This is a genomic window from Pseudomonas sp. C2B4, from assembly GCF_013359695.1.
Classification (GTDB): Bacteria; Pseudomonadota; Gammaproteobacteria; order Pseudomonadales; family Pseudomonadaceae; genus Aquipseudomonas.
The window spans coordinates 146,932-168,374 of the sequence record NZ_JABFMU010000002.1; the positions used below are offsets into that span (position 1 = coordinate 146,932).

At 61.2% G+C, this 21,443-nt stretch carries 19 protein-coding genes; 8 read left to right on the plus strand and 11 right to left on the minus strand.

What is annotated here, in order from left to right:
- Window positions 1-57: 57 nt before the first annotated feature.
- From choV to HNQ83_RS02385, 3 genes are all read right to left on the minus strand, one after another.
- Complete coding sequence (choV, locus tag HNQ83_RS02375) at window positions 58-1,236, minus strand: choline ABC transporter ATP-binding protein (protein WP_175387487.1); 1,179 nt, start codon at window positions 1,234-1,236, stop codon at window positions 58-60.
- Window positions 1,233-2,078, minus strand: coding sequence for a choline ABC transporter permease subunit (gene choW / locus HNQ83_RS02380; protein ID WP_175387488.1), 846 nt, complete (start codon window positions 2,076-2,078; stop codon window positions 1,233-1,235). Before choW ends, choV begins: the two co-directional genes overlap by 4 nt.
- A gap of 66 nt (window positions 2,079-2,144) precedes the next feature.
- The gene (locus HNQ83_RS02385) at window positions 2,145-3,092 is read right to left on the minus strand and encodes a choline ABC transporter substrate-binding protein (protein ID WP_175387489.1); all 948 of its coding nucleotides are present in this window, start codon (window positions 3,090-3,092) and stop codon (window positions 2,145-2,147) included.
- Between the two features lie 436 nt (window positions 3,093-3,528).
- Here HNQ83_RS02385 and HNQ83_RS02390 point away from each other — a divergent pair, with 436 nt between their 5' ends.
- The gene (locus HNQ83_RS02390) at window positions 3,529-4,905 is read left to right on the plus strand and encodes an L-serine ammonia-lyase (RefSeq protein ID WP_175387490.1); all 1,377 of its coding nucleotides are present in this window, start codon (window positions 3,529-3,531) and stop codon (window positions 4,903-4,905) included.
- A gap of 513 nt (window positions 4,906-5,418) precedes the next feature.
- A complete protein-coding gene (locus HNQ83_RS02395; protein WP_090325880.1) occupies window positions 5,419-6,522 on the plus strand; it encodes a GlxA family transcriptional regulator in 1,104 nt (367 codons plus the stop codon).
- 103 nt (window positions 6,523-6,625) lie between these two features.
- On the opposite strand, the gene HNQ83_RS02400 is transcribed toward HNQ83_RS02395, so the two are convergent.
- The 6 genes from HNQ83_RS02400 to HNQ83_RS02425 all read right to left on the minus strand — a co-directional run bounded on the left by HNQ83_RS02400 (window position 6,626) and on the right by HNQ83_RS02425 (window position 12,069).
- Window positions 6,626-6,892, minus strand: a complete 267-nt coding sequence (locus HNQ83_RS02400; protein ID WP_175387491.1) for a hypothetical protein — start codon at window positions 6,890-6,892, stop codon at window positions 6,626-6,628.
- Window positions 6,893-7,261: 369 nt separating this feature from the next.
- On the minus strand, window positions 7,262-8,425 hold the full coding sequence (locus HNQ83_RS02405; RefSeq protein ID WP_175387492.1) for a gamma-butyrobetaine dioxygenase: 1,164 nt from the start codon (window positions 8,423-8,425) through the stop codon (window positions 7,262-7,264).
- A gap of 12 nt (window positions 8,426-8,437) precedes the next feature.
- Window positions 8,438-8,914 carry a thioesterase family protein gene (locus HNQ83_RS02410; protein WP_175387493.1) on the minus strand — a complete coding sequence of 159 codons (477 nt, stop codon included), beginning with the start codon at window positions 8,912-8,914 and terminating at the stop codon, window positions 8,438-8,440.
- 124 nt (window positions 8,915-9,038) lie between these two features.
- Window positions 9,039-10,004: an L-carnitine dehydrogenase gene (locus tag HNQ83_RS02415; protein WP_007985952.1), complete on the minus strand. Its 966-nt coding sequence runs from the start codon at window positions 10,002-10,004 to the stop codon at window positions 9,039-9,041.
- Between the two features lie 142 nt (window positions 10,005-10,146).
- Entirely contained in the window at window positions 10,147-11,034 is an 888-nt protein-coding gene (locus HNQ83_RS02420; protein ID WP_095195952.1) for a 3-keto-5-aminohexanoate cleavage protein, read from the minus strand.
- A gap of 90 nt (window positions 11,035-11,124) precedes the next feature.
- Window positions 11,125-12,069, minus strand: coding sequence for a choline ABC transporter substrate-binding protein (locus HNQ83_RS02425; protein WP_175387494.1), 945 nt, complete (start codon window positions 12,067-12,069; stop codon window positions 11,125-11,127).
- Between the two features lie 195 nt (window positions 12,070-12,264).
- Here HNQ83_RS02425 and HNQ83_RS02430 point away from each other — a divergent pair, with 195 nt between their 5' ends.
- Window positions 12,265-13,209, plus strand: a complete 945-nt coding sequence (locus tag HNQ83_RS02430; RefSeq protein WP_085716447.1) for a GlxA family transcriptional regulator — start codon at window positions 12,265-12,267, stop codon at window positions 13,207-13,209.
- Window positions 13,210-13,339: 130 nt separating this feature from the next.
- On the opposite strand, the gene HNQ83_RS02435 is transcribed toward HNQ83_RS02430, so the two are convergent.
- Both HNQ83_RS02435 and HNQ83_RS02440 read right to left on the minus strand, forming a co-directional pair.
- On the minus strand, window positions 13,340-13,756 hold the full coding sequence (locus tag HNQ83_RS02435; protein ID WP_175387495.1) for a DUF3010 family protein: 417 nt from the start codon (window positions 13,754-13,756) through the stop codon (window positions 13,340-13,342).
- Between the two features lie 59 nt (window positions 13,757-13,815).
- A complete protein-coding gene (locus tag HNQ83_RS02440; protein WP_175387616.1) occupies window positions 13,816-14,217 on the minus strand; it encodes a lysozyme inhibitor LprI family protein in 402 nt (133 codons plus the stop codon).
- Between the two features lie 236 nt (window positions 14,218-14,453).
- Here HNQ83_RS02440 and HNQ83_RS02445 point away from each other — a divergent pair, with 236 nt between their 5' ends.
- From HNQ83_RS02445 to HNQ83_RS02465, 5 genes are all read left to right on the plus strand, one after another.
- Window positions 14,454-15,431 carry a dipeptidase gene (locus HNQ83_RS02445; RefSeq protein ID WP_175387496.1) on the plus strand — a complete coding sequence of 326 codons (978 nt, stop codon included), beginning with the start codon at window positions 14,454-14,456 and terminating at the stop codon, window positions 15,429-15,431.
- A gap of 78 nt (window positions 15,432-15,509) precedes the next feature.
- Window positions 15,510-16,040 carry a DUF5943 domain-containing protein gene (locus HNQ83_RS02450; protein ID WP_008019495.1) on the plus strand — a complete coding sequence of 177 codons (531 nt, stop codon included), beginning with the start codon at window positions 15,510-15,512 and terminating at the stop codon, window positions 16,038-16,040.
- Window positions 16,041-16,055: 15 nt separating this feature from the next.
- Window positions 16,056-18,116, plus strand: coding sequence for a dimethylglycine demethylation protein DgcA (dgcA, locus tag HNQ83_RS02455; protein WP_175387497.1), 2,061 nt, complete (start codon window positions 16,056-16,058; stop codon window positions 18,114-18,116).
- Between the two features lie 155 nt (window positions 18,117-18,271).
- Window positions 18,272-20,218, plus strand: coding sequence for a dimethylglycine demethylation protein DgcB (gene dgcB, locus HNQ83_RS02460; RefSeq protein WP_175387498.1), 1,947 nt, complete (start codon window positions 18,272-18,274; stop codon window positions 20,216-20,218).
- The gene (locus tag HNQ83_RS02465) at window positions 20,218-21,438 is read left to right on the plus strand and encodes an electron transfer flavoprotein subunit alpha/FixB family protein (protein WP_175387499.1); all 1,221 of its coding nucleotides are present in this window, start codon (window positions 20,218-20,220) and stop codon (window positions 21,436-21,438) included. Before dgcB ends, HNQ83_RS02465 begins: the two co-directional genes overlap by 1 nt.
- The last annotated feature ends 5 nt before the right edge of the window (window positions 21,439-21,443 follow it).

Sequence of the window (21,443 nt, forward strand, 5' to 3'; positions counted from 1 at the left end):
GATATCCCATAAACAAAAACGCCGCGATCCTCTCGCGGCGTTTTTGTGTCTGTTGCCTTAACCCAGGTTCTTTCCGAGTAGCGCGTGGTACAGCTCGCTGTCGCCGAGAATCCCCACCACGTGGTTGTTATCGTGCAGCACCAGCTTGTTGCCGGTCTGGTAGCGAATCTGCAGCGCGTCGCGCATGCCGATGTTCGAGTCCACCAGTGTTGGCCGACGACCCAGGCCTTCAACCGCCTGGCCCGGTACCCAGTTCTGCAGATCCAGGCTCGAGCCGTTCTGGCGTGCGCCCTTGATGGTGTTGCCCTCGGCCAGGTCGAGCCATGAATCGCCGCCCGGATCCAGGCAGACCGAACCGTTGATGCGCTTGCAGTTGTCCAGGGTGCGCATCAGGCTGCGGCCGCAGAGTACGTTCAGCGGGTTGGTGTGGGCCACGAAGGTCCGCACGTAGTCGTCCGCCGGGTTGAGGACGATTTCTTCAGGCTTGCTGTACTGGATGATCCGACCGTCTTTCATGATCGCGATACGGCTGCCGAGCTTGAGGGCTTCATCGAGGTCGTGGCTCACGAACACGATGGTTTTGCTCAGCTTGCGTTGCAGTTCCAGCAGCTCGTCTTGCAGGCCCTGACGGATCAGCGGGTCCAGTGCCGAGAACGGTTCGTCCATCAGCAGAATGTCGGCGTCCATCGCCAGCGCGCGGGCCAGGCCCACACGTTGCTGCATACCGCCGGAAAGCTCATCGGGCTTCTTGTTGCGCCATTGGGTCAGGCCCACCAGTTCGAGTTTCTCATCGACCAGTTTCTTGCGTTCCTTCTCCGGACGGCCCTGCATTTCCAGACCGAAGCTGATGTTCTCGCGCACGGTCAGCCAAGGCATCAGGGCGAACTTCTGGAACACCATCGCGATGCGCTTGGTGCGCATCATTTTCAGTTCGGCGGCGGAGCAGGAGGCAATGTTGATTTGCTTGCCTTCGTGCTCGACGAACAGCTTGCCGCGGCTGACGGTGTTCAGCCCGTTGATGCAGCGCAGCAGGCTGGACTTGCCGGAACCGGACAAGCCCATCAGCACGCAGATTTCACCTTTTTCGATATCCAGGCTGGCCTTTTCGACGCCTACGATCTGGCCGGTCTTTTTCAGGATCTCGCTGCGGGTCAAACCTTGATCGAGAAGTTTCAGTGCCTCGCGCGGATCTTTGGTGAAGATCACGTCGACGTCTTCGAAGCGAATTATGCTCATGCGTCACCCCCTACTTTGGCTTCGGGTTGTTTGCAGATACGGTCGAGCATGATCGCCAGCAGTACGATCGCCAGGCCCGCTTCGAAGCCCAGGGCGATATCAGCAGTGTTCAGTGCGTTGACCACCGGTTTACCCAATCCATCGGCGCCCACCAGTGCCGCGATCACCACCATCGACAGCGACAGCATGATGCACTGGGTGATGCCGGCCGCGATGCTCGGCATGGCGTGGGGCAGTTCGATCCGTGTCAGCAGTTGGCGACGCGAGCAGCCGAAGGCCTTGCCGGCGTCCATCAGTTCTTGAGGGACATCGCGGATGCCCAGGTAGGTCAGGCGGATCGGCGCGGCGATGGCGAACACCACCGTGGAGATCAGGCCTGGCACCACACCCAGCCCGAAGAGGGTCAGGGTAGGAATGAGGTAAACGAAGGTCGGTACGGTCTGCATCAGATCGAGTACCGGTCGCATTACAGTGTAGAACATTGGCTTGTGCGCCGCGACGATGCCCAGCGGCACGCCGATGACCACGCAGACCAGGGTCGCAAACATCACCTGGGCAAGGGTCTCCATGGTTTCCTGCCAGTACCCCAGGTTGAGGATCAGCAGAAAGGAAGCGACAACAAAGGCGGTCAGCCCCCATTTGCGCTGGATCAAGTGGGCCAGAATGGCGATGAGTCCAATCAAGACCAGCGGGTTGAACCAGGTCAGCGCGAAAGTCACGCCGTGGATCATCGTTTCCAGCGTCACGGCAATGGCGTCGAAGGTGTTGGCGCCGTGTTGCGTCAACCATTCGACGAAGCTCGCAATGTGCTGGCCTAGAGGTATTTTCTGATCAATCAGCATGGTAGTGAACGTCCGCATGCAAGGAAATAAACAGCCCGGACGGCCGGAGCCGTCCGGCATAAGCGATTACTGTGCGAGCTTGGCTTTCACGGCCTCCAGGCCTGGTTTACCGTCAATGGTGTTCACGCCAGCGAGCCAGGTATCGAGCACCTGTGGATTCTTTTTCAACCAGGCCTTGGCGGCCGCGTCAGGCTTCATCTTGTCGTCCAGGATGTTGCCCATGAGTTCGCTTTCCATGTCGACAGTGAACTCCAGGTTTTTCAGCAGTTGGCCCACGTTGCTGCATTCCTCGGCGTAACCCTTGCGGGTGTTGGTCGCCACGGTGGCAGCACCGAAATCCGGGCCAAAGAAATCGTCGCCGCCAGTCAGGTATTGAATCTTGAAGCGCTTGTTCATCGGGTGCGGCGCCCAGCCGAGGAAGACCACGGCGGTGTCGCGTTTCTGTGCGCGGTCGACCTGGGAAAGCATCCCCGCTTCGCTGGACTCGACCACCTTGAAGCCGGCGTCTTTCAGGCCGAAAGCGTTCTTGTCGATCATGCTCTGTATCAGGCGATTGCCGTCGTTGCCCGGCTCGATGCCATAGATCTTGCCGTCGAGTTCTTTCTTGAATTTGGCGATGTCGGCGAAGTCATGCAGCCCCTTGTCGTACAGGGCTTGAGGAACGGCGAGGGTGTACTTGGCGCCCTTGAGGTTGGTGCGTACGGTGTCCACGGTGCCGGCATCGCGGTAAGGCTTGATGTCGTTTTCCATGGTCGGCATCCAGTTGCCGAGGAAGATGTCCATGTTCTTGCCGTCGGCCAGGGACTTGTAGGTCACCGGCACGGAAATCATGGTGGTCTTGGTCTTGTAGCCCAGCGCGTTGAGCACAACGCTGGTGGTCGCGGTTGTCGCGGTGATGTCGGTCCAGCCGACATCAGAGAAATTTACGGTGCTGCATTGGGCCGGTTCGGCGGCTTGCGCCAGAACCGGCAGACTAAGCATGGCGGCCAACAACAACGACGGGGAACCTTTCATGGATGGACTCCTTGGTGTTTTTTTTGGCAGTGTTCCGACTGGACCACCGCACTTATAGAGTTGCGGTTGGATGGCGTTTTGGAGACAGCTCTACCACGGCGCCTAGCAATCGAGTCGATATGATCATGTACCAGTGAAAATCTGACGCCTACAGGGTGCGTCGTAACCAGTACAGGGATGGTCGCATCCAGTGTCAGTGACGTCGTTTACAGATTTTTTCAGCCACTTTTCCCCCTCTGCATCGCAAAAAAACGCCGAAAACATGGCGCAAAACGCACACGGCGTTAGTGGACAAGAGTGCGTCGGTTAGAGACGTCGAACGACATGACAAAAGCCTGATGATGCGGTCATCTCGGCGGATTGCAGCTTGAGCGTAGCAGCTCCGCCACCGGGCGCTTTTGCGCCTGGAGTTGGCTCACCCAGGAGTTCGGCAGTAATGGCTATCAGTGTTTTCGACCTGTTCAAAATCGGCATCGGCCCTTCCAGTTCGCACACCGTAGGGCCTATGCGGGCGGCGGCGCTGTTCGTGCAGGGTTTGCGTGAACGGGGGCTGCTGGAGCAAGTGCGGCGCGTCGAAGTTCAGCTCTACGGTTCACTGTCAGCCACCGGCATCGGTCACGGCAGCGACAACGCGGTCATCATGGGCCTGATGGGCGAGTGGCCGGACGCGATCGATCCGTCGCAAATCGGCATTCGCATCGCCACCCTGCGCGAAACCGACACGCTGCTGCTCGACGGTCGCTTGCCGGTACCGTTCATCTGGGCCCGGGACATGCGCCTGATCGACGAAAACCTGCCATTCCACCCCAATGCCATGACCCTGGTCGTCGAAGGCGATGACGGCGAGTTGCATCGCGATACCTACTATTCGGTCGGCGGCGGTTTTGTCGTCGATGAGGCACAGGCTTCCAGCGGTGTCGTCGACCTGGATCGCACCGTGTTGCCCTACGATTTTTCCAGCGCGGCAGAGCTGCTGGAACTGTGCAAAAAGCACAACCTGCGCGTGGCTGAATTGATGATGGCCAACGAGAAGGTCTGGCGCAGCGAAGAGGAAATTCGCAGCGGCCTGATGCACCTCTGGCGTGCCATGCAGGACTGCGTCGAGCACGGCCTCAAGCACGAAGGCATCCTGCCCGGCGGCCTGAACGTGCGCCGGCGTGCGGCCAAGCTGCATCGCAGCTTGCAGGAGTTGAACAAACCCAATGTGATCGGCTCGACCCTCAGCGCCATGGAGTGGGTCAACCTGTTCGCCCTGGCGGTCAACGAAGAAAACGCCGCCGGCGGGCGCATGGTCACGGCGCCGACTAATGGCGCGGCAGGGATCATTCCGGCGGTGTTGCACTACTTTATGAAGTTCAGCGAGGACGTGACCGACGCCAATGTCGTCGACTACTTCCTCGGTGCGGCGTCGGTGGGGATTCTGTGCAAGAAGAATGCGTCGATCTCCGGTGCGGAAGTCGGTTGCCAGGGCGAAGTCGGTTCGGCCTGCGCCATGGCGGCGGCAGGGCTGGCGGAAATCCTCGGCGCGACGCCGGAGCAACTGTGCAACGCGGCGGAAATCGGCCTGGAACACAACCTCGGACTGACCTGCGACCCGGTGGGCGGCCTGGTGCAGGTGCCGTGCATCGAGCGCAACGCGATTGCCGCGGTGAAAGCGATCAACGCGGCGCAGATGGCATTGCGCGGCGATGGCCAGCACTTTATCTCGCTGGATCGGGTGATACGCACGATGCGCGATACCGGTGCCGATATGCATGACAAATATAAGGAGACATCGCGGGGTGGGTTGGCGGTTAGCGCGGTGGAGTGCTGATACCGAGTTGGCCCATTCGCGAGCAGGCTCGCTCCCACAGGGGAATGCGATCAAATGTGGGAGCGAGCCTGCTCGCGAAGGGGCCAGACCAGTCAAAACTGCGCGTAAAGTGAACACCCGTCACAAACCGCGCCACCTTTTGGCGCGTCGCTAACAGATAAATTGCCTCACCGGCGGTCGGGTACAATCAGTGCTACGACCGCCTGTCACCCGTGCCTGCGGTGACACTCTTTCCGGGCTCGTCGCAGCCCTGTTCCCACAAGTGCTACCGATTTGCTCACACGCAACGGGGCAGAGCGCTTGTCGCCGTTGATGGCACTTATAACCCCTACTCGCCGCGCGTCATATATAGACACATTCCGACGTCGTTTTTAGGAGTTATTGAACGCACATTCAAATTTAGGCATGGCAATTGCTCTGTCATTACAAAGCCCGTCTCCCACGCGAGAACGATGGCAATAACAAGAGCCTCCGCCTGAGGCCATCACCCGCTTTGTGTGAGGAGATACCGCGATGACGTCGTTCAACTCCGGGGCCCAACCCCAGAACCGTGCGCCTCAATCCATCGGCTTTCTGCTGCTGGACAATTTCACGCTGATTTCCCTGGCCTCCGCAGTCGAACCCCTGCGCATGGCCAACCAGTTGTCCGGCCGTGAGCTGTATCGCTGGACCACCCTCACCGTCGATGGCGGTCAAGTCTGGGCCAGTGACGGTCTGCAAATCACCCCCGATGCCTCCATGCACAAAGCGCCACCGATGGATACCGTGATTGTCTGCGGCGGTATCGGTATTCAACGCACTGTTACCCGCGAACACGTTTCATGGCTGCAAAGCCAGGCGCGTCAGTCCCGCCGCCTCGGTGCCGTCTGCACCGGCAGCTGGGCCCTGGCCTGCGCCGGCCTGCTGGACGGCTTCGATTGCAGCGTGCACTGGGAATGCCTGGCGGCCATGCAGGAAGCCTTCCCGCGCGTCGCCATGAGTACCCGCCTGTTCACCCTCGACCGTAACCGTTTCACCAGTTCCGGCGGCACCGCGCCACTGGACATGATGTTGCACCTGATCAGCCGTGATCACGGTCGTGAACTGTCCGCCGCGATCTCGGAGATGTTCGTCTACGAGCGCATCCGCAACGAACAGGATCACCAGCGCGTGCCGCTCAAGCACATGCTCGGCACCAACCAGCCGAAACTGCAGGAAATCGTCGCGCTGATGGAGGCCAACCTCGAAGAGCCGATCGATCTGGACGAACTGGCGGTGTATGTCGCCGTGTCCCGTCGTCAGCTGGAGCGGCTGTTCCAGAAGTATCTGCACTGCTCGCCATCGCGTTACTACCTGAAACTGCGCCTGATCCGGGCGCGGCAGTTGCTCAAGCAAACGCCGATGTCGATCATCGAGGTGGCGTCGGTGTGTGGCTTCGTGTCCACGCCGCACTTCTCCAAGTGCTACCGCGAGTACTTCGGCATTCCGCCGCGTGACGAGCGCGTAGGCTCCAACACCACGCAGCAAGTGGCGATGATGCCGCTGCCACAAGCCCTGGTGCTGTCGCCGCTGTCCGGGCCGTTGTCGGCGTTGAGTCAGGCGCGTAATGAGTCGACTTTCGCTAGCGTAAGGCTCTAAAACCGAGTCGCATCCTTCGCGAGCAGGCTCGCTCCCACAGTTGACCGGGTTCCAACAGAGGAATGCGGTCGAATGTGGGAGCGAGCCTGCTCGCGAATGCGTTTTATCGGGCGGTATGGCTTTGCTGGTATTCCGCCAACGCCGGCAGCAACTGCTTGTCGATGGCCTGGCGCACAGCCGGCAGGATCGTCGCACTGCTGGTGTACATCTGCTTGACCATGGTCCGCAGCACGATGGCCCGCTCGTTGTTCAAACCGCGCACCGCATACTCGCAAGCCTGCTCGGCCGTGGCGCCGCTCGGTACTTGAAAGCCCAATGCCTTGAGCTGGCCCAACAGGTCTTCCTGGTCAATCAAATCGGCGTACATCATGACGCAAATCCTTCTTCTGGGAACGGTGTCGTGGCTCGATTCTGGTAGGGGTGCCGGGTGGCGGCAAGGGCGATTTGTCGCAATGGCCGCATTGGCTATGAAAGCGTCGTTTTCGGGCTATTTACCTGCGAAGGGAGTCGGCACACTGGACTCAGCTTGCTTCACGAAGGTTTGGTCACCCTCGCACGGCAGCTCCTCAACAGTACCTATTGCCTCGATCCTGTCACGGCTTGATCGGGGCTTTTTTTTGCCTGTGAATCAGAGGGTTTTGTGTTGTTTGACAGGCCGCATTCGCGAGCAGGCTCGCTCCCACAAGGACCGCCTGAAACCTGTGGGAGCGAGCCTGCTCGCGAAGAACGATGACTCGGTTTAACGCTGTAGCACCAAAATGCGCGACAGCAATTCATCCCGATCGACATAGCACCCCTGGAAATGCCGGGCCCCGGTGGCGGGATCGAAGGCATTGCGGGCGTGGAGGGTGCGGCGGTTGTCGAAGCACCAGAGTTCGCCGGGGTTGAGCCTTTGCATCAACCTGAACCGGGGCTCGCGGGTCATCGCGATAAAGCGGCGATAGGCGCGGTAGAGCAAGGGCATCTGGTCCACCGACGCATCGAACGGCCCGCGCAGAAAATTCGCCATGCGGATCTCCGATATCTGGCCCAATGCGTCCAGGTCGATGATGGGGGCGAGGCAACGGTAGTCGCTATGGCGGTCCTTGTTGCGAAACTCCACGGGGATCTCGCAGAGGCTTTTGAATGACTCGGGATCCTCCCGGCGCAAGGCATCGGCGATGGCGAAACCATCGACGAAAATACTCTCGCCACCCTCGGCGTCGTTGACCAGGCAATGCAGGAATTGCAGCCCCGGTTGCAACTCCCGGGTCGGCAGATCGCTGTGCAGTGGCAGGTTGAAAGCGGTGTAGGCGTTGCTGTCAGCGTCGGCCTTGGATTGCACGTTGAACAGCACACCGAAATTGCTCTCGCGGATGAAAGAAATGCGCTGCGCGATCAGCTTCAGAGAGCCGGGTTCGGTGGGCACGCCACGGACCTGGGTCAGGCCGATATCCCGTACGGCGAGAAGCCACTGCAATAGGGCATCGTTGTCGTGCATCAGCGCCTGATACTCGAACACTGGCAGTGCCAGATCGTTATGCCATAGGCGTGCTTTTGGCTTGCCGGCGAGGCGTTCGGCGCGGGATTCGTCGTCGTAGGCGTGGGCACGCAACCAGCCTGGATCGAAGCGACTCAGGTGGCCGTCCTGCCATTGCACGCTCAGGCAGCCTTCAAGGTCGACGCTGGCTTGTGCAGGGATCAGGTTTTCCGGAACGTCGACGATTTCCAGCACCTGTTCGCGGGTCACTGTGTAGACGCATTGCGGGCACGGGCAGTTGTCCCGCAGCCATTGGTGATGGAAGGGGCTGACACGGTTGTCGGCCCACTTCACCAGCACACGATCCGCCATCGCTTGCACGCCTGACAGCGCGCTGATCAACGGATAAGTACGGAAGTCGGCAAAAGCGGCGGCGGTGTTCATGCAATCTCCTTGTTATTTTTTTGGGGGTAATGCGATCACTCGGCCAATGTACTTGGGGGTTGGCAGGTCGGTCTGGTCGGCGACGATGGCTTGCAGTTTGCCCAGGGTCACGTCGCTGAACGGTGTGGAACTTGGCCCGGCAAGGTCGACGTGCAGCAGCATTTGCTCGTTGCCGGCCAGCTCTTTGTCATCGCCCACGAGGTGCAGGCTGTGATAGAGGTGCAGGCGCTTGCTGTCGTGGCCAATGATCTGTGTGCGCACCTCGACATCGGCGTCGAGCTTCACTTCGTGCAGGTAGTTCAAGTGCAGCTCCAGGGTAAACAGCGAGTTGCCGCTGGCTTCGCGGTTGTTGCTGTCCATGCCCAGGCGATCCATCAGGGCGTCGGTGGCGTAGCTGAAAATCAGCAGGTAGAACGCGTCGCGCAGGTGGCCGTTGTAGTCGACCCAGTCGGGGATGATGCGGGTTTGGTAGGTGGTCAGTGCTGGCATGTTTCAGTTTCCAATAAGTGTGGTGACTGTACTGCCGCATTCGCGAGCAGGCTCGCTCCCACAAGGACCGCGCAAAACCTGTGGGAGCGAGCCTGCTCGCGAAGGGGCCAGTCCTGCTGGGTGATTACTCGCTGAAGGCCATCCCATGTTTCTCTTTGGTGGTCTTCACCGCCTCCAGCACCGCCAGCAGGCAGTCATCACGATAGCGTTCCAGCGCCGAAATGCTGTGTTTGCCCAACTGATCGCTGGTGCCGTCCACCACATCGTCGATCAGTTTGTCAGTCAGCTCAGGCGCAGGCAGGTAGGTCCACGGCAACTGTAGCGCCGGGCCGAACTGTGCCATGAAGTGACGCATGCCTGCATCGCCACCGGCCAAGGTGTAGGTCAGGAAAGTACCCATGAACGACCAGCGCAGACCGGCGCCAAAGCGAATTGCATCGTCGATCTCGCCGGTGGTCGCCACGCCATCGTTGACCAGGTGCAGCGCCTCGCGCCACAACGCTTCGAGCAAGCGGTCGGCGATGAATCCCGGCACTTCCTTGCGCACATGCAAGGGGCGCATGCCGAGGGATTCGTAGACTTTCATGGCCGCTTGCACGGCTTCGGGGGCGGTGTTCTTGCCGCCGACCACTTCCACCAATGGCAGCAGGTAAACCGGGTTGAACGGGTGCCCGACCACGCAGCGTTCCGGGTGCGTCGAGCTCTCGTAAAACTCGCTCGGCAACAGTCCCGAGGTGCTGGAGCCGATCAAGGCATTGGGCTTGGCGGCAGCGCTGATTTTGCTGTGCAGCTCGAGTTTCAGCTCAAGACGTTCGGGGGCGCTTTCCTGGATGAAATCGGCGTCGCGCACGCACTCTTCGATGGTGGCGACAAAGCGCAGGCGATCTTGCGAGGCGCCGGGCGCCAGGCCTTGTTTCTCCAGGGCGCCCCAGGCATTGGCGACGCGTTTGCGCAGGGCGGCTTCGGCACCGGGCGCCGGGTCCCAGGCCACCACGTCGAGGCCGTGGGCGAGGGCGCGGGACACCCAACCGCTGCCGATGACACCGCTGCCCAGGGCTGCGAAGGTTTTGATTTCGGTGATAAAGCTCATGGCTACGTCCTAAAGAGTTCGGTGATGCCCTTGTGGGAGCGAGCCTGCTCGCGAAAGCGGTGTGTCAGTCGACTGAAATGTCGGATGTGACGGCCTCTTCGCGAGCAGGCTCGCTCCCACAGGGGTAAAGAATGAGTAGTGATTAACCGCGCTGCTTCAGGCCCATTTTCTTGCGGCCTTCAGCCGGGGTGAGCACCCGGGCGCCGAGGCGGCTGAGGATTTCGCCGGCGCGTTCGACCAGTTGGCCGTTGGTCGCCAGCACGCCCTTGTCCAGCCACAGGTTGTCTTCCAGGCCAACCCGCACGTTGCCGCCGAGCAATACCGCCTGTGCGGCCATCGGCATTTGCATGCGGCCGATGCCGAAACCGGCCCAGACCGCGTCGGCCGGCAGGTTGTCGACCATGGCTTTCATGGTGGTGGTGTCCGCCGGGGCGCCCCACGGGATGCCCAGGCAGAGCTGGAACAGCGGGTTGTCCAGCAGGCCTTCCTTGATCATCTGCTTGGCGAACCACAGGTGACCGGTGTCGAAGATTTCCAGCTCGGCCTTCACGCCCAGCTCTTGAATGCGTTTGGCGCCAGCACGCAGCTGGGCCGGGGTGGACACGTAAATGGTGTCGCCGTCGCCGAAGTTCAGGGTGCCGCAATCGAGGGTGCAGATTTCCGGCAGCAGTTCTTCGACGTGGGCCAGGCGGGTCAGCGGACCGACCAGGTCGGTGTTCGGGCCGAACTCCATCGGGTTCTCGCCGGCACCGATTTCCAGGTCGCCGCCCATGCCGGCGGTGAGGTTGACGATGATGTCGACGTCGGCTTCACGGATGCGCTCCATCACTTCGCGGTACAGCGCCACGTCACGGCTGAACTTGCCGGTTTGCGGATCGCGAACGTGGCAGTGAACCACGGTGGCGCCGGCCTTGGCGGCTTCCACGGCGGCAGCGGCGATTTGTTTCGGGGTGACCGGCACGTGTGGGCTCTTGGCGGTCGTGTCGCCAGCACCGGTGAGTGCGCAGGTGATGATGACGTCGTGGTTCATTTGGCGGTTCCTTACAGGCGTGGTGGTCCCGTTCGCAGCCCGGTCGGGCTGCGAATCGGAGGTTCAGTTCAGGTGTGTTTCCGGGGGGAGCTATTTGCTGGTCAGCTTGAGGTTTTCAGCCGCAGGCTTGCCGTCGAAGGTGGTCACGCCTTCGAGCCAGCGCTGCTTGTCTTGCGGGTGATCTTTCAGCCATTGCCTGGCCGATTCGAAGGCGTCCTTGTGATCCAGCAGTGGCTGCATCATCCGGCTCTCGTCTTCGGCGGTGAAGGTCAGGTTGCTCAGCAGTTTGCCGATGTTCGGGCACTGCTCGGCGTAGGTCGGCGCGGTCACGGTCCAGACCGTGGCCATGCCTTCGTTCGGGCCCAGCGCGTCTTCGCTGCCGGTGAGGTAGGTCATCTGCACGTTGACGTTCATCGGGTGTGGTGCCCAGCCGAAGAACACCACGGCTTCCTTGCGGCGCACGGCACGATCCACCGCCGCGAGCATGCCGGCCTCGCTGGACTCGACCAGCTGGAACTTGCCCAGGCCGAACTGGTTCTTGGCGATCATCGCCTTGATCTGGGTGTTGGCACCCGAGCCAGGCTCGATACCGTAGATCTTGCCGCCCAGTTCTTTTTCGAACTTGGCGATGTCGGCGAAGGTTTTCAGGCCCTTGTCGGCGAGGTAGGTCGGCACGGCGAGGGTGGCGCGAGCGTCCTTGAGGCTTGGCGCTTCAAGCACCTTGACCTGATTGGCGTCGACGAACGGGGTGATGGTCTGGGTCATCAGCGGGTTCCAGTAACCCAGGAACAGGTCCAGGCGCTGATCGCGGATCCCGGCGAATATGATTTGCTGGGAGGCGCTGGTTTGTTTGGTGCTGTAGCCGAGGCCGTCGAGCAATACCTGGGTCATGGCACTGGTAGCGATAACGTCGGTCCAGTTCACTACGCCCATGCGCACGTTCTGGCACGACGCAGGTTCGGCGGCCATGACACTGGCGCTCAGCAAAGCGGTACCGCTGAGTGCAAGAACACAGCTGCTGATCAGTCGTTTCATCTCAGGATTCCTCGGCAGTTCGTTATTGTGGGTCCGGTCGTCTTTGTGCGCCGGTGATGTCACGTTACGCAGCTGTGTCCCCATAAAAACGCACTGCGGCGACCGACTCTTGCACTGCAGCGACCTGCCCACTTGAATGCCGGTGGCAAGTGGCGTATCAACGTCCACACGCTACCCGTCAACCGAGTGCGCTCCATGTCCCAGGATTTCTATTTCTTGTTGATGCCGGGTTTCTCGGCCATTGGATTTATCTCGGCCATCGAGCCGTTGCGGGTCGCCAATCGCTTTCGCGGCGAGCTCTATCGCTGGCACGTGCTGAGTGCCGATGGCGGGGCGGTGCTGGCCAGTAACGGCATGTCGGTCAACGCCGATGCGGCGCTGGAGCCGCTGAAAAAGGGCGCGACCTTATTGGTGGTCGCCGGCTTCGAGCCGTTGAAGTTCGCCACCCCGGCCCTGGAACATTGGCTGCGTCGCCTGGACAACGAAGGCGTGACTCTCGGCGCCATCGACACCGGCAGCTTTATCCTCGCCGAAGCCGGCCTGCTCGATGGCCATCGCCTGACCCTGCACTGGGAAGCCATCGACGCCTTCAAGGAATCCTATCCGCAGCTCAGCGTCACCCAGGAGCTGTTCGAGATTGACCGTCGACGCATCACCAGCGCGGGCGGCACTGCGTCGATCGACTTAATGCTGGATTTGATTGCCCAGGCCCACGGCCCGGAACTGGCGATCCAGGTCAGCGAACAGTTCGTGCTCGGCCGCATCCGCCCGCGCAAAGACCACCAGCGCATGGAGGTCGCTACGCGCTACGGCATCAGCAACAAGAAACTTGTTCACGTTATCGGAGAGATGGAACAGCACAGCGAGCCGCCGCTGAGCACCCTGGAACTGGCGGAATCGATCAAAGTGACGCGCCGACAGCTAGAGCGGTTGTTTCGCCTGCATCTGAATGACACGCCGAGCAATTTCTACCTGCGCCTAAGGCTGGAAAAGGCCCGGCAGCTGCTGCGCCAGACCGATATGAGTGTGTTGGAAGTGAGTATTGCTTGCGGGTTTGAGTCGCCCTCGTATTTCACCCGCAGCTATCGGGCGAAATATGAGCGCTGCCCACGGGAGGATCGGCGGACCGCGAAGGCCTGACCCCCGAGAACCCTGTGGGAGCGAGCCTGCTCGCGAATGCAATCTGTCAGTTGGCCCATGTGCCGGCCGATACACCGCTTTCGCGAGCAGGCTCGCTCCCACAGTGGCGCTGCTTTGTCTGGAAGATCGGTTACTTTTTCAGTAACGCCGAGCAGGCAGCCTTGTACGCCTCATGCTGATATTTGTTCAGCGTCGCCGGCAGTTCAAAGTTGTGCTTCTTGGCCTGCGCGTTGATGGTCTGCGGCGATAACAATGTCACCTCGCAATTCTCCAGCAACTGGAAAACCCCTTCGATCTTGAACGTGGTCGGCCCACCCGCGAATTCGCCTTTCTTGCTGCGTTTCTTGATCGCGATTCGATCTATCGAATTCTCGCGGACAAACGACGCAACCTGGGCGGCAAAGACTTTGACGTTGGCGGCTTCGTCGTCATCGTCCAGGGCGATTTTTTTGGTAGCGAGCGAGACGTGATTCAACGCATGGCCGTCGAGAGCGGCCACGGCAATGATTGCTTCGCTGCCTTTGATTTCGATGCCGCAGACTTTCATGGAGAATCCCTTTTAGTTGGAGGAGCGCAGCCTACAGCTCAATTGACTGAAGTTTGTATTTACTCCTGCCCAATCGACTCCAAAAACTCCGACCGCTCGTCACTCACCCGCGCCACGCAATCATTTTGCGCAATGGTGAACGCCTTGCTGCCGGCCGTAGCGGGGAAGGCTTCGACGGCGCAGTCGGCGTCGCGGGTTTTCAGCCATTGTTGCTGGGATGCCTTGAGCTTGGCGGTGATGTCGGCCAATTGCGTCGCGTTCTTGCCATAGAGCGACTGCAGGCGCTCGTTCAGGTTTTTGTAGTTTTCGCTCAACAGGTCTTCAGCGGTGGTTTTGCTGAAGGCCGAGCACTCCAGGGTCTGGACGTCGTTTTCGACTTTGTCGCAGGGGTTGTCGTCGGCTTCTTCCGCTGCGTGTACGCCGGTCGCAATCAGGGCCAGTGCCAGGATGATCGATTTCATGTACGTCGTGCTCTCGTCCAGTGAAGCATTCTGAGGTTGCGGCGAATTCTGGCCCATGCCGGCGACCTTGAACAGGTCGCGAATCGTGCCCTGTGACGACCCTTTGTCGCGGATTGACGCTTTCGGCAATTCCCCTGTCGTTTTTGCACCGGGTCGCCAAGGCCCTCAGGCATATGCTGGCCCCAAAGCGCCGGCAGACGATTCGGCGCATGAATCGCTAATAAGGGGACAGCCTGATGAGCCCAGCCGAATTGCACGCCGACAGCATCGTTATCGACGGGCTGATTATTGCCAAGTGGAACCGTGAACTGTTCGAAGACATGCGCAAGGGCGGTCTGACCGCAGCCAACTGCACCGTGTCGGTGTGGGAGGGCTTCCAGGCCACCGTCAACAACATCGCCGCCAGCCAGAAACTGATCCGCGAGAACAGCGACCTGGTGATTCCGGTGCGCACCACCGCCGACATCCGCAAGGCCAAGGAGCAGGGCAAGACCGGCATCCTCTTCGGCTTCCAGAATGCCCACGCTTTCGAAGACCAGATCGGCTATGTCGAGGTGTTCAAGCAGCTCGGCGTCGGTATCGTGCAGATGTGCTACAACACCCAGAACCTGGTCGGCACCGGTTGCTACGAGCGTGATGGCGGCCTGTCGGGCTTCGGTCGTGAAATCGTCGCCGAGATGAACCGTGTCGGTGTGATGTGCGACCTGTCCCACGTCGGCTCCAAGACTTCCGAAGAAGTCATCCTCGAATCGAAAAAGCCGGTCTGCTACTCCCACTGCCTGCCGTCGGGCCTCAAAGAGCACCCGCGCAACAAGTCCGATGAAGAGCTGAAGTTCATTGCCGATCACGGCGGTTTCGTCGGCGTGACCATGTTCGCGCCGTTCCTGGCCAAGGGCATCGATTCGACCATCGACGACTACGCCGAAGCCATCGAATACACCCTGAACATCGTCGGCGAAGACGCCATCGGCATCGGCACCGACTTCACCCAGGGTCACGGCCAGGACTTCTTCGAGTACCTGACCCACGACAAGGGCTACGCCCGTCGTCTGACCAGCTTCGGCAAGATCATCAACCCGCTGGGCATCCGCACCGTGGGCGAGTTCCCGAACCTGACGGAAACCCTGCTCAAGCGCGGCCACTCCGAGCGCGTGGTGCGCAAGATCATGGGCGAGAACTGGGTCAACGTCCTGAAAGACGTCTGGGGCGAATAAGCCGCCGCACCCCTGAATCCTTTCCCCCGGCCGTCCGTGCCGGGGGCAACACCAAAATTTTTCTGGAGTTAAGTTTCCATGGCCAAGATCGCCCCGCAATTGCCTATCGAAGTCGACAGCGAAACCGGTGTCTGGACCTCCGACGCCTTGCCGATGCTGTACGTACCGCGTCATTTCTTCGTCAACAACCACATGGGCATCGAGGAAGTGCTGGGCGCCGAAGCCTACGCCGAGATCCTCTACAAGGCCGGCTACAAGTCCGCCTGGCACTGGTGTGAAAAAGAAGCCGAATGCCACGGCCTGGAAGGCGTCGCGGTGTTCGAGCACTACATGAAGCGCCTGTCGCAGCGCGGCTGGGGCCTGTTCAAGATCCAGGACATCGACCTGGATAAAGGCACCTGCAGTGTCAAGCTCGAACACTCGGCATTCGTCTACGTGTACGGCAAGGTCGGGCGCAAGGTCGACTACATGTTCACTGGCTGGTTTGCCGGCGCGATGGACCAGATCCTCGCCGCTCGCGGCAGCAAGATCCGCACCGTGGCCGAGCAAGTCTACGGTGGCTCCGAAGAGGGCCACGAAGACGGCTTGTTCATCGTCAAGCCGTTGTAAGTCGAGGAACCCGCCATGGCTTTCGAAGCAATGTTCCAGCCGATCCAGATCGGCAAACTGACCATCCGTAACCGCGTGCTCAGCACCGCGCATGCCGAGGTCTACGCGACCGACGGCGGCATGACCACCGACCGGTACGTCAAGTATTACGAAGAGAAGGCCAAGGGCGGGATCGGCCTGGCGATCTGCGGCGGTTCGTCCGTCGTCGCCATCGACAGCCCGCAGGAATGGTGGAGTTCGGTGAACCTGTCCACCGACCGCATCATCCCGCACTTCCAGAATCTGGCCGACGCCATGCACAAGCACGGCGCCAAGATCATGATTCAAATTACCCACATGGGCCGTCGCTCCCGTTGGGACGGCTTCAACTGGCCGACGCTGATGTCGCCGTCGGGCGTGCGCGAGCCGGTGCACCGCGCCACCTGCAAAACCATCGAGCCGGAAGAAATCTGGCGGGTGATCGGCAACTACGCGCAAGCGGCACGCCGCGCCAAGGCCGGTGGCCTGGACGGTGTCGAACTGTCGGCCGTGCACCAGCACATGATCGACCAGTTCTGGAGCCCGCGGGTCAACAAGCGTACCGACGAATGGGGCGGTACTTTCGAAGGCCGCATGAAGTTCGGCCTGGAAGTCTTGAAAGCCGTGCGCGCCGAAGTCGGTGACGATTTCTGCGTGGGCATGCGCATCTGCGGCGACGAATTCCACCCGGACGGCCTGTCCCACGAGGACATGAAGCAGATCGCCAAGTATTACGACGACACCGGCATGCTCGATTTCATCGGCGTCGTGGGCTCGGGTTGCGACACCCACAACACCCTGGCCAACGTGATTCCGAACATGAGTTACCCGCCGGAGCCGTTCCTGCACCTGGCCGCCGGCATCAAGGAAGTGGTCAAGGTTCCGGTGCTGCACGCGCAGAACATCAAGGACCCGAACCAGGCCACCCGTATCCTGGAGGGCGGTTACGTCGACATGGTCGGCATGACCCGCGCGCACATCGCCGACCCGCACCTGATTGCCAAAATCAAGATGGGCCAGGTCGATCAGATCAAGCAATGCGTCGGCGCCAACTACTGCATCGACCGTCAGTATCAAGGCCTGGATGTGTTGTGCATCCAGAACGCGGCGACCTCCCGTGAATACATGGGCCTGCCGCACATCATCGAAAAGACCACCGGCGTGAAACGCAAGGTGGTGGTGGTCGGGGCCGGCCCTGCCGGGATGGAAGCCGCCCGTGTGGCCGCCGAGCGTGGTCACGACGTGACCCTGTTCGAGAAAAAGGAATTCATCGGCGGGCAGATCACCACGGCGTCGAAAGCGCCGCAACGTGACCAGATCGCCGGCATCACCCGCTGGTATCAGCTGGAGTTGGCACGGTTGAAAGTCGACCTGCGCCTGGGCACTGCGGCGGATGCACCGACCATCATGGACCTGCGTCCGGATGTGGTGGTACTCGCCGTCGGCGGCCATCCGTTCATCGAGCAGAACGAGCACTGGGGCGCGGCGGAAGGCCTGGTGGTCAGCAGCTGGGACATCCTCGATGGCAAGGTGGCACCGGGCAAGAACGTGCTGGTGTACGACACCATTTGCGAATTCACCGGTATGTCGACGGCGGACTTCATCGCTGACAAGGGCAGCCAGGTCGAGATCGTCACCGACGACATCAAGCCCGGCGTGGCGATCGGCGGTACGTCGTTCCCGACTTACTACCGCAGCATGTACCCCAAAGAAGTGATCATGACCGGCGACATGATGCTGGAGAAGGTCTACCGCGAAGGCGACAAGCTGGTGGCGGTGCTGGAAAACGAATACACCGGTGCCAAGGAAGAGCGGGTGGTGGACCAGGTGGTCGTGGAAAACGGCGTGCGCCCGGACGAAGAAATCTACTACGCGCTGAAGGAAGGTTCGCGCAACAAAGGCCAGATCGACGTCGAAGCCTTGTTCGCGATCAAACCGCAGCCATGCCTGGAACAGAGCGGCGACGGCTACCTGCTGTTCCGCATCGGCGACTGCGTGGCCCAGCGCAACGTGCACGCGGCGATCTACGACGCGTTGCGGCTGTGCAAGGACTTCTAACGGCTTGCAGTAAACCCTGTGGGAGCGAGCCTGCTCGCGAATGCAATCTGTCTGCCGACATCGATGTCGACTGACCCACCGCTTTCGCGAGCAGGCTCGCTCCCACAGACGTCGCCGACCGAGATTCTCCAAGTTGTACTGGTGGGAGCTTCACCATGTTAAACACCCTTCTTCCAATCCTGTTGTTCGCTGCCCTGGGCCTCGCGGTTCTGGGCGCGTTGCGGCGGGTGGCCATGTGGCGTCGGGGCCGGGCCTCGAAGGTCGATCTGATCGGCGGCCTGTTCGCCATGCCCAAGCGCTACATGGTCGACCTGCACCACGTGGTGGCGCGGGACAAATACATTGCCAACACCCACGTCGCCACGGCCGGCGGCGCGGTAGCGTCCATCGTGCTGGCGATTCTGGTGCATGGTTTCGGCCTGCATAACCGGATCCTCGGTTATGCGCTGCTGTTGATGTCGGCGGTGATGTTCGTCGGCGCAGTCTTTGTCTACCTGCGTCGGCGTAACCCACCTGCGCGCCTGTCGAAAGGCCCGTGGATGCGCTTGCCGAAAAGCCTGATGGCGTTCTCGGTGTCGTTCTTCCTGGTGACCCTGCCGGTGGCGGGCATCCTGCCGGAAAACTTCGGCGGCTGGGTGCTGGCCGTGATCCTGGGGATCGGCGTGCTGTGGGGCGTGTCGGAACTGTTCTTCGGCATGACCTGGGGCGGGCCGATGAAGCACGCCTTCGCCGGTGCCCTGCACCTGGCCTGGCACCGTCGCGCCGAACGCTTTGGCGGCGGTCGCTCCACCGGTTTGAAGCCGCTGGATCTGGAAGATCCGTCTGCGCCGCTGGGCGTGGAAAAACCCAAGGATTTCACCTGGAACCAGCTGCTCGGTTTCGACGCCTGCGTGCAGTGCGGTAAATGCGAGGCCGCGTGCCCGGCGTTCGCCGCCGGTCAGCCGCTGAACCCGAAAAAACTGATTCAGGACATGGTCGTCGGCCTGGCCGGTGGCACCGATGCCAAGTTCGCCGGTAGCCCTTATCCAGGCAAGGCGATTGGTGAGCACGCCGGCAACCCGCATCAACCGATCGTCAACGGTCTGGTGGATGCCGAAACCCTGTGGTCCTGCACCACCTGCCGCGCTTGCGTCGAGGAATGCCCGATGATGATCGAGCACGTCGATGCCATCGTCGACATGCGTCGCCATCTGACCCTGGAAAAAGGCGCGACCCCGAACAAGGGCGCCGAAGTCCTGGAAAACCTGATCGCCACCGACAACCCGGGCGGCTTTGCGCCGGGCGGGCGGATGAACTGGGCGGCGGACTTGAACCTCAATCTGATGAGCGAGAAGAAGTCCACCGACGTACTGTTCTGGGTCGGCGACGGTGCGTTCGACATGCGCAACCAGCGCACCTTGCGTGCCTTCGTCAAAGTGCTCAAAGCAGCGAAAATCGACTTCGCCGTGCTCGGCCTCGAAGAGCGCGACAGCGGTGACGTGGCCCGCCGCCTGGGCGACGAAGCGACCTTCCAGCTGTTGGCCAAGCGCAACATCCAGACCCTGGCCAAATACAGCTTCAACCGCATCGTGACCTGCGATCCGCACAGCTTCCACGTGCTGAAAAACGAATACGGCGCCTTCGACGGCAACTACCTGGTGCAGCACCACAGCACCTACATGGCCGAAATCATCGGCGCTGGCGCGCTCAATCTCGGCCAGCACAAAGGCAACAGCGTGACCTATCACGACCCGTGCTACCTCGGCCGCTACAACGGCGAATACGAGGCGCCGCGCGAGGTGCTGCGTGCCCTCGGGATCGAGGTCAAGGAAATGCAACGCTCCGGTTTCCGCTCGCGCTGCTGCGGCGGCGGTGGCGGTGCGCCGATCACCGACATTCCGGGCAAGCAACGGATTCCCGACATGCGCATGGAAGACATCCGCGAGACGGGCGCCGAACTGGTGGCCGTGGGTTGTCCACAGTGCACCGCGATGCTCGAAGGCGTGGTCGAACCCCGGCCGCTGATCAAGGACATCGCCGAACTGGTGGCTGACGCGCTGCTGGAGGACGAAGCCCCAAAGTCGTCCACCCCGGCCAAACGTGAACCTGCGGAGGTGCACTGATGAGCGACATTATCCGCCGCGATCCCCGCGCCGAATGGATCGCCCGTAACCGCCTGCACCCGCTGCACGCGGCCATGCAACCGACGCAACATAGCTGGATGGGGCCGAACGGCGTCATCCGCAAGAATCCCCATGGCATCGGTTTTATCGGCCCCAACGGGATCAAGCGCATCGACCGCAGTGGCGCGCAACAGGGCGGGACGACGAAACGCTCGGCCGCCGTTGAAGTGCAATTGCCATTGCATCAAGTGCCTGCGCCGGCGTTCTACATCTGCGTGGTGCCGGACATGGTCGGCGGCCGTTTGAGCAGCCACGACCGAGATCTGCTGGGCCTGGCCCATCAACTGGCCGGCAAGGACGGCGCGGTCCTGGCGGTGGTCTTCGGCGAACACAAGGAAAGCGCCTTTGCCACCGCTGGCGTCGATCGCTTGCTGGTGCTCGAAGGCGACGAGTTCAGCGGTTATGCACCGGAACAACGAGTCCAGGGCCTGCGGGCTGTGGATAACCAGTTCAATCCGCGCCACTGGTTGCTACCGGATAGCCGCAGCGGTGGCGGTGAGTTGGGTCGACGCTTTGCCGCCGCATTGGGCGAACGCCCGGCCACGCGGATCTGGCAGGTCAAGGATCAGGAGTGCATCGGCCGTGCTGGTGCCGGTTTGCAAGACCTGGCACGTCCGGTCGCTCGCCTGATTCTGGCCGCCGTCGAATGCGCCGAACCGGTCAGCGAAACCCGTCACGAAGCTTTGCCGGTGGAGTTATCCACAACCATCGCGCGCAGTTTGTCGCGCATCGAGGATCTGGGCGCGGTGGCGGTGGACCCGGCGGCGATTCCCATGGCCGAAGCCGAATTCATCTTCTCCGGCGGCAACGGGGTCAAGGACTGGGATCTGTTCCACCAGACCGCTGCGGCGCTGGGGGCTACCGAAGGTGCCTCCCGGGTGGCAGTGGACGACGGCTTCATGGCCCGCGACCGTCAGGTCGGCGCGTCCGGGACCTGGGTCACTGCACGGGTTTACGTGGCGGTGGGGATTTCCGGGGCGATCCAGCACCTGCAAGGCATCGGTGCCTGCGACAAGGTGGTGGCGATCAACCTCGATCCTGGCTGCGACATGATCAAACGGGCCGACCTGTCGGTGATCGGCGAGAGCGCCGAGATTCTTCGAGCCTTGATCGCGGCGGTAGAGGCCTACCGCAACGACGCCAAGCGCGATGCGGCTTAAGGGAA

What these genes read in the sequence shown, in the direction of transcription:
- choV (WP_175387487.1), bottom strand. Translation starts at nt 1,236, where the DNA reads ATGAGCATAATTCGCTTCGAAGACGTCGACGTGATCTTCACCAAAGAT.
- choW (WP_175387488.1), bottom strand. Translation starts at nt 2,078, where the DNA reads ATGCTGATTGATCAGAAAATACCTCTAGGCCAGCACATTGCGAGCTTC.
- HNQ83_RS02385 (WP_175387489.1), bottom strand. Translation starts at nt 3,092, where the DNA reads ATGAAAGGTTCCCCGTCGTTGTTGTTGGCCGCCATGCTTAGTCTGCCG.
- HNQ83_RS02390 (WP_175387490.1), top strand. Translation starts at nt 3,529, where the DNA reads ATGGCTATCAGTGTTTTCGACCTGTTCAAAATCGGCATCGGCCCTTCC.
- HNQ83_RS02395 (WP_090325880.1), top strand. Translation starts at nt 5,419, where the DNA reads ATGACGTCGTTCAACTCCGGGGCCCAACCCCAGAACCGTGCGCCTCAA.
- HNQ83_RS02400 (WP_175387491.1), bottom strand. Translation starts at nt 6,892, where the DNA reads ATGATGTACGCCGATTTGATTGACCAGGAAGACCTGTTGGGCCAGCTC.
- HNQ83_RS02405 (WP_175387492.1), bottom strand. Translation starts at nt 8,425, where the DNA reads ATGAACACCGCCGCCGCTTTTGCCGACTTCCGTACTTATCCGTTGATC.
- HNQ83_RS02410 (WP_175387493.1), bottom strand. Translation starts at nt 8,914, where the DNA reads ATGCCAGCACTGACCACCTACCAAACCCGCATCATCCCCGACTGGGTC.
- HNQ83_RS02415 (WP_007985952.1), bottom strand. Translation starts at nt 10,004, where the DNA reads ATGAGCTTTATCACCGAAATCAAAACCTTCGCAGCCCTGGGCAGCGGT.
- HNQ83_RS02420 (WP_095195952.1), bottom strand. Translation starts at nt 11,034, where the DNA reads ATGAACCACGACGTCATCATCACCTGCGCACTCACCGGTGCTGGCGAC.
- HNQ83_RS02425 (WP_175387494.1), bottom strand. Translation starts at nt 12,069, where the DNA reads ATGAAACGACTGATCAGCAGCTGTGTTCTTGCACTCAGCGGTACCGCT.
- HNQ83_RS02430 (WP_085716447.1), top strand. Translation starts at nt 12,265, where the DNA reads ATGTCCCAGGATTTCTATTTCTTGTTGATGCCGGGTTTCTCGGCCATT.
- HNQ83_RS02435 (WP_175387495.1), bottom strand. Translation starts at nt 13,756, where the DNA reads ATGAAAGTCTGCGGCATCGAAATCAAAGGCAGCGAAGCAATCATTGCC.
- HNQ83_RS02440 (WP_175387616.1), bottom strand. Translation starts at nt 14,217, where the DNA reads ATGAAATCGATCATCCTGGCACTGGCCCTGATTGCGACCGGCGTACAC.
- HNQ83_RS02445 (WP_175387496.1), top strand. Translation starts at nt 14,454, where the DNA reads ATGAGCCCAGCCGAATTGCACGCCGACAGCATCGTTATCGACGGGCTG.
- HNQ83_RS02450 (WP_008019495.1), top strand. Translation starts at nt 15,510, where the DNA reads ATGGCCAAGATCGCCCCGCAATTGCCTATCGAAGTCGACAGCGAAACC.
- dgcA (WP_175387497.1), top strand. Translation starts at nt 16,056, where the DNA reads ATGGCTTTCGAAGCAATGTTCCAGCCGATCCAGATCGGCAAACTGACC.
- dgcB (WP_175387498.1), top strand. Translation starts at nt 18,272, where the DNA reads ATGTTAAACACCCTTCTTCCAATCCTGTTGTTCGCTGCCCTGGGCCTC.
- HNQ83_RS02465 (WP_175387499.1), top strand. Translation starts at nt 20,218, where the DNA reads ATGAGCGACATTATCCGCCGCGATCCCCGCGCCGAATGGATCGCCCGT.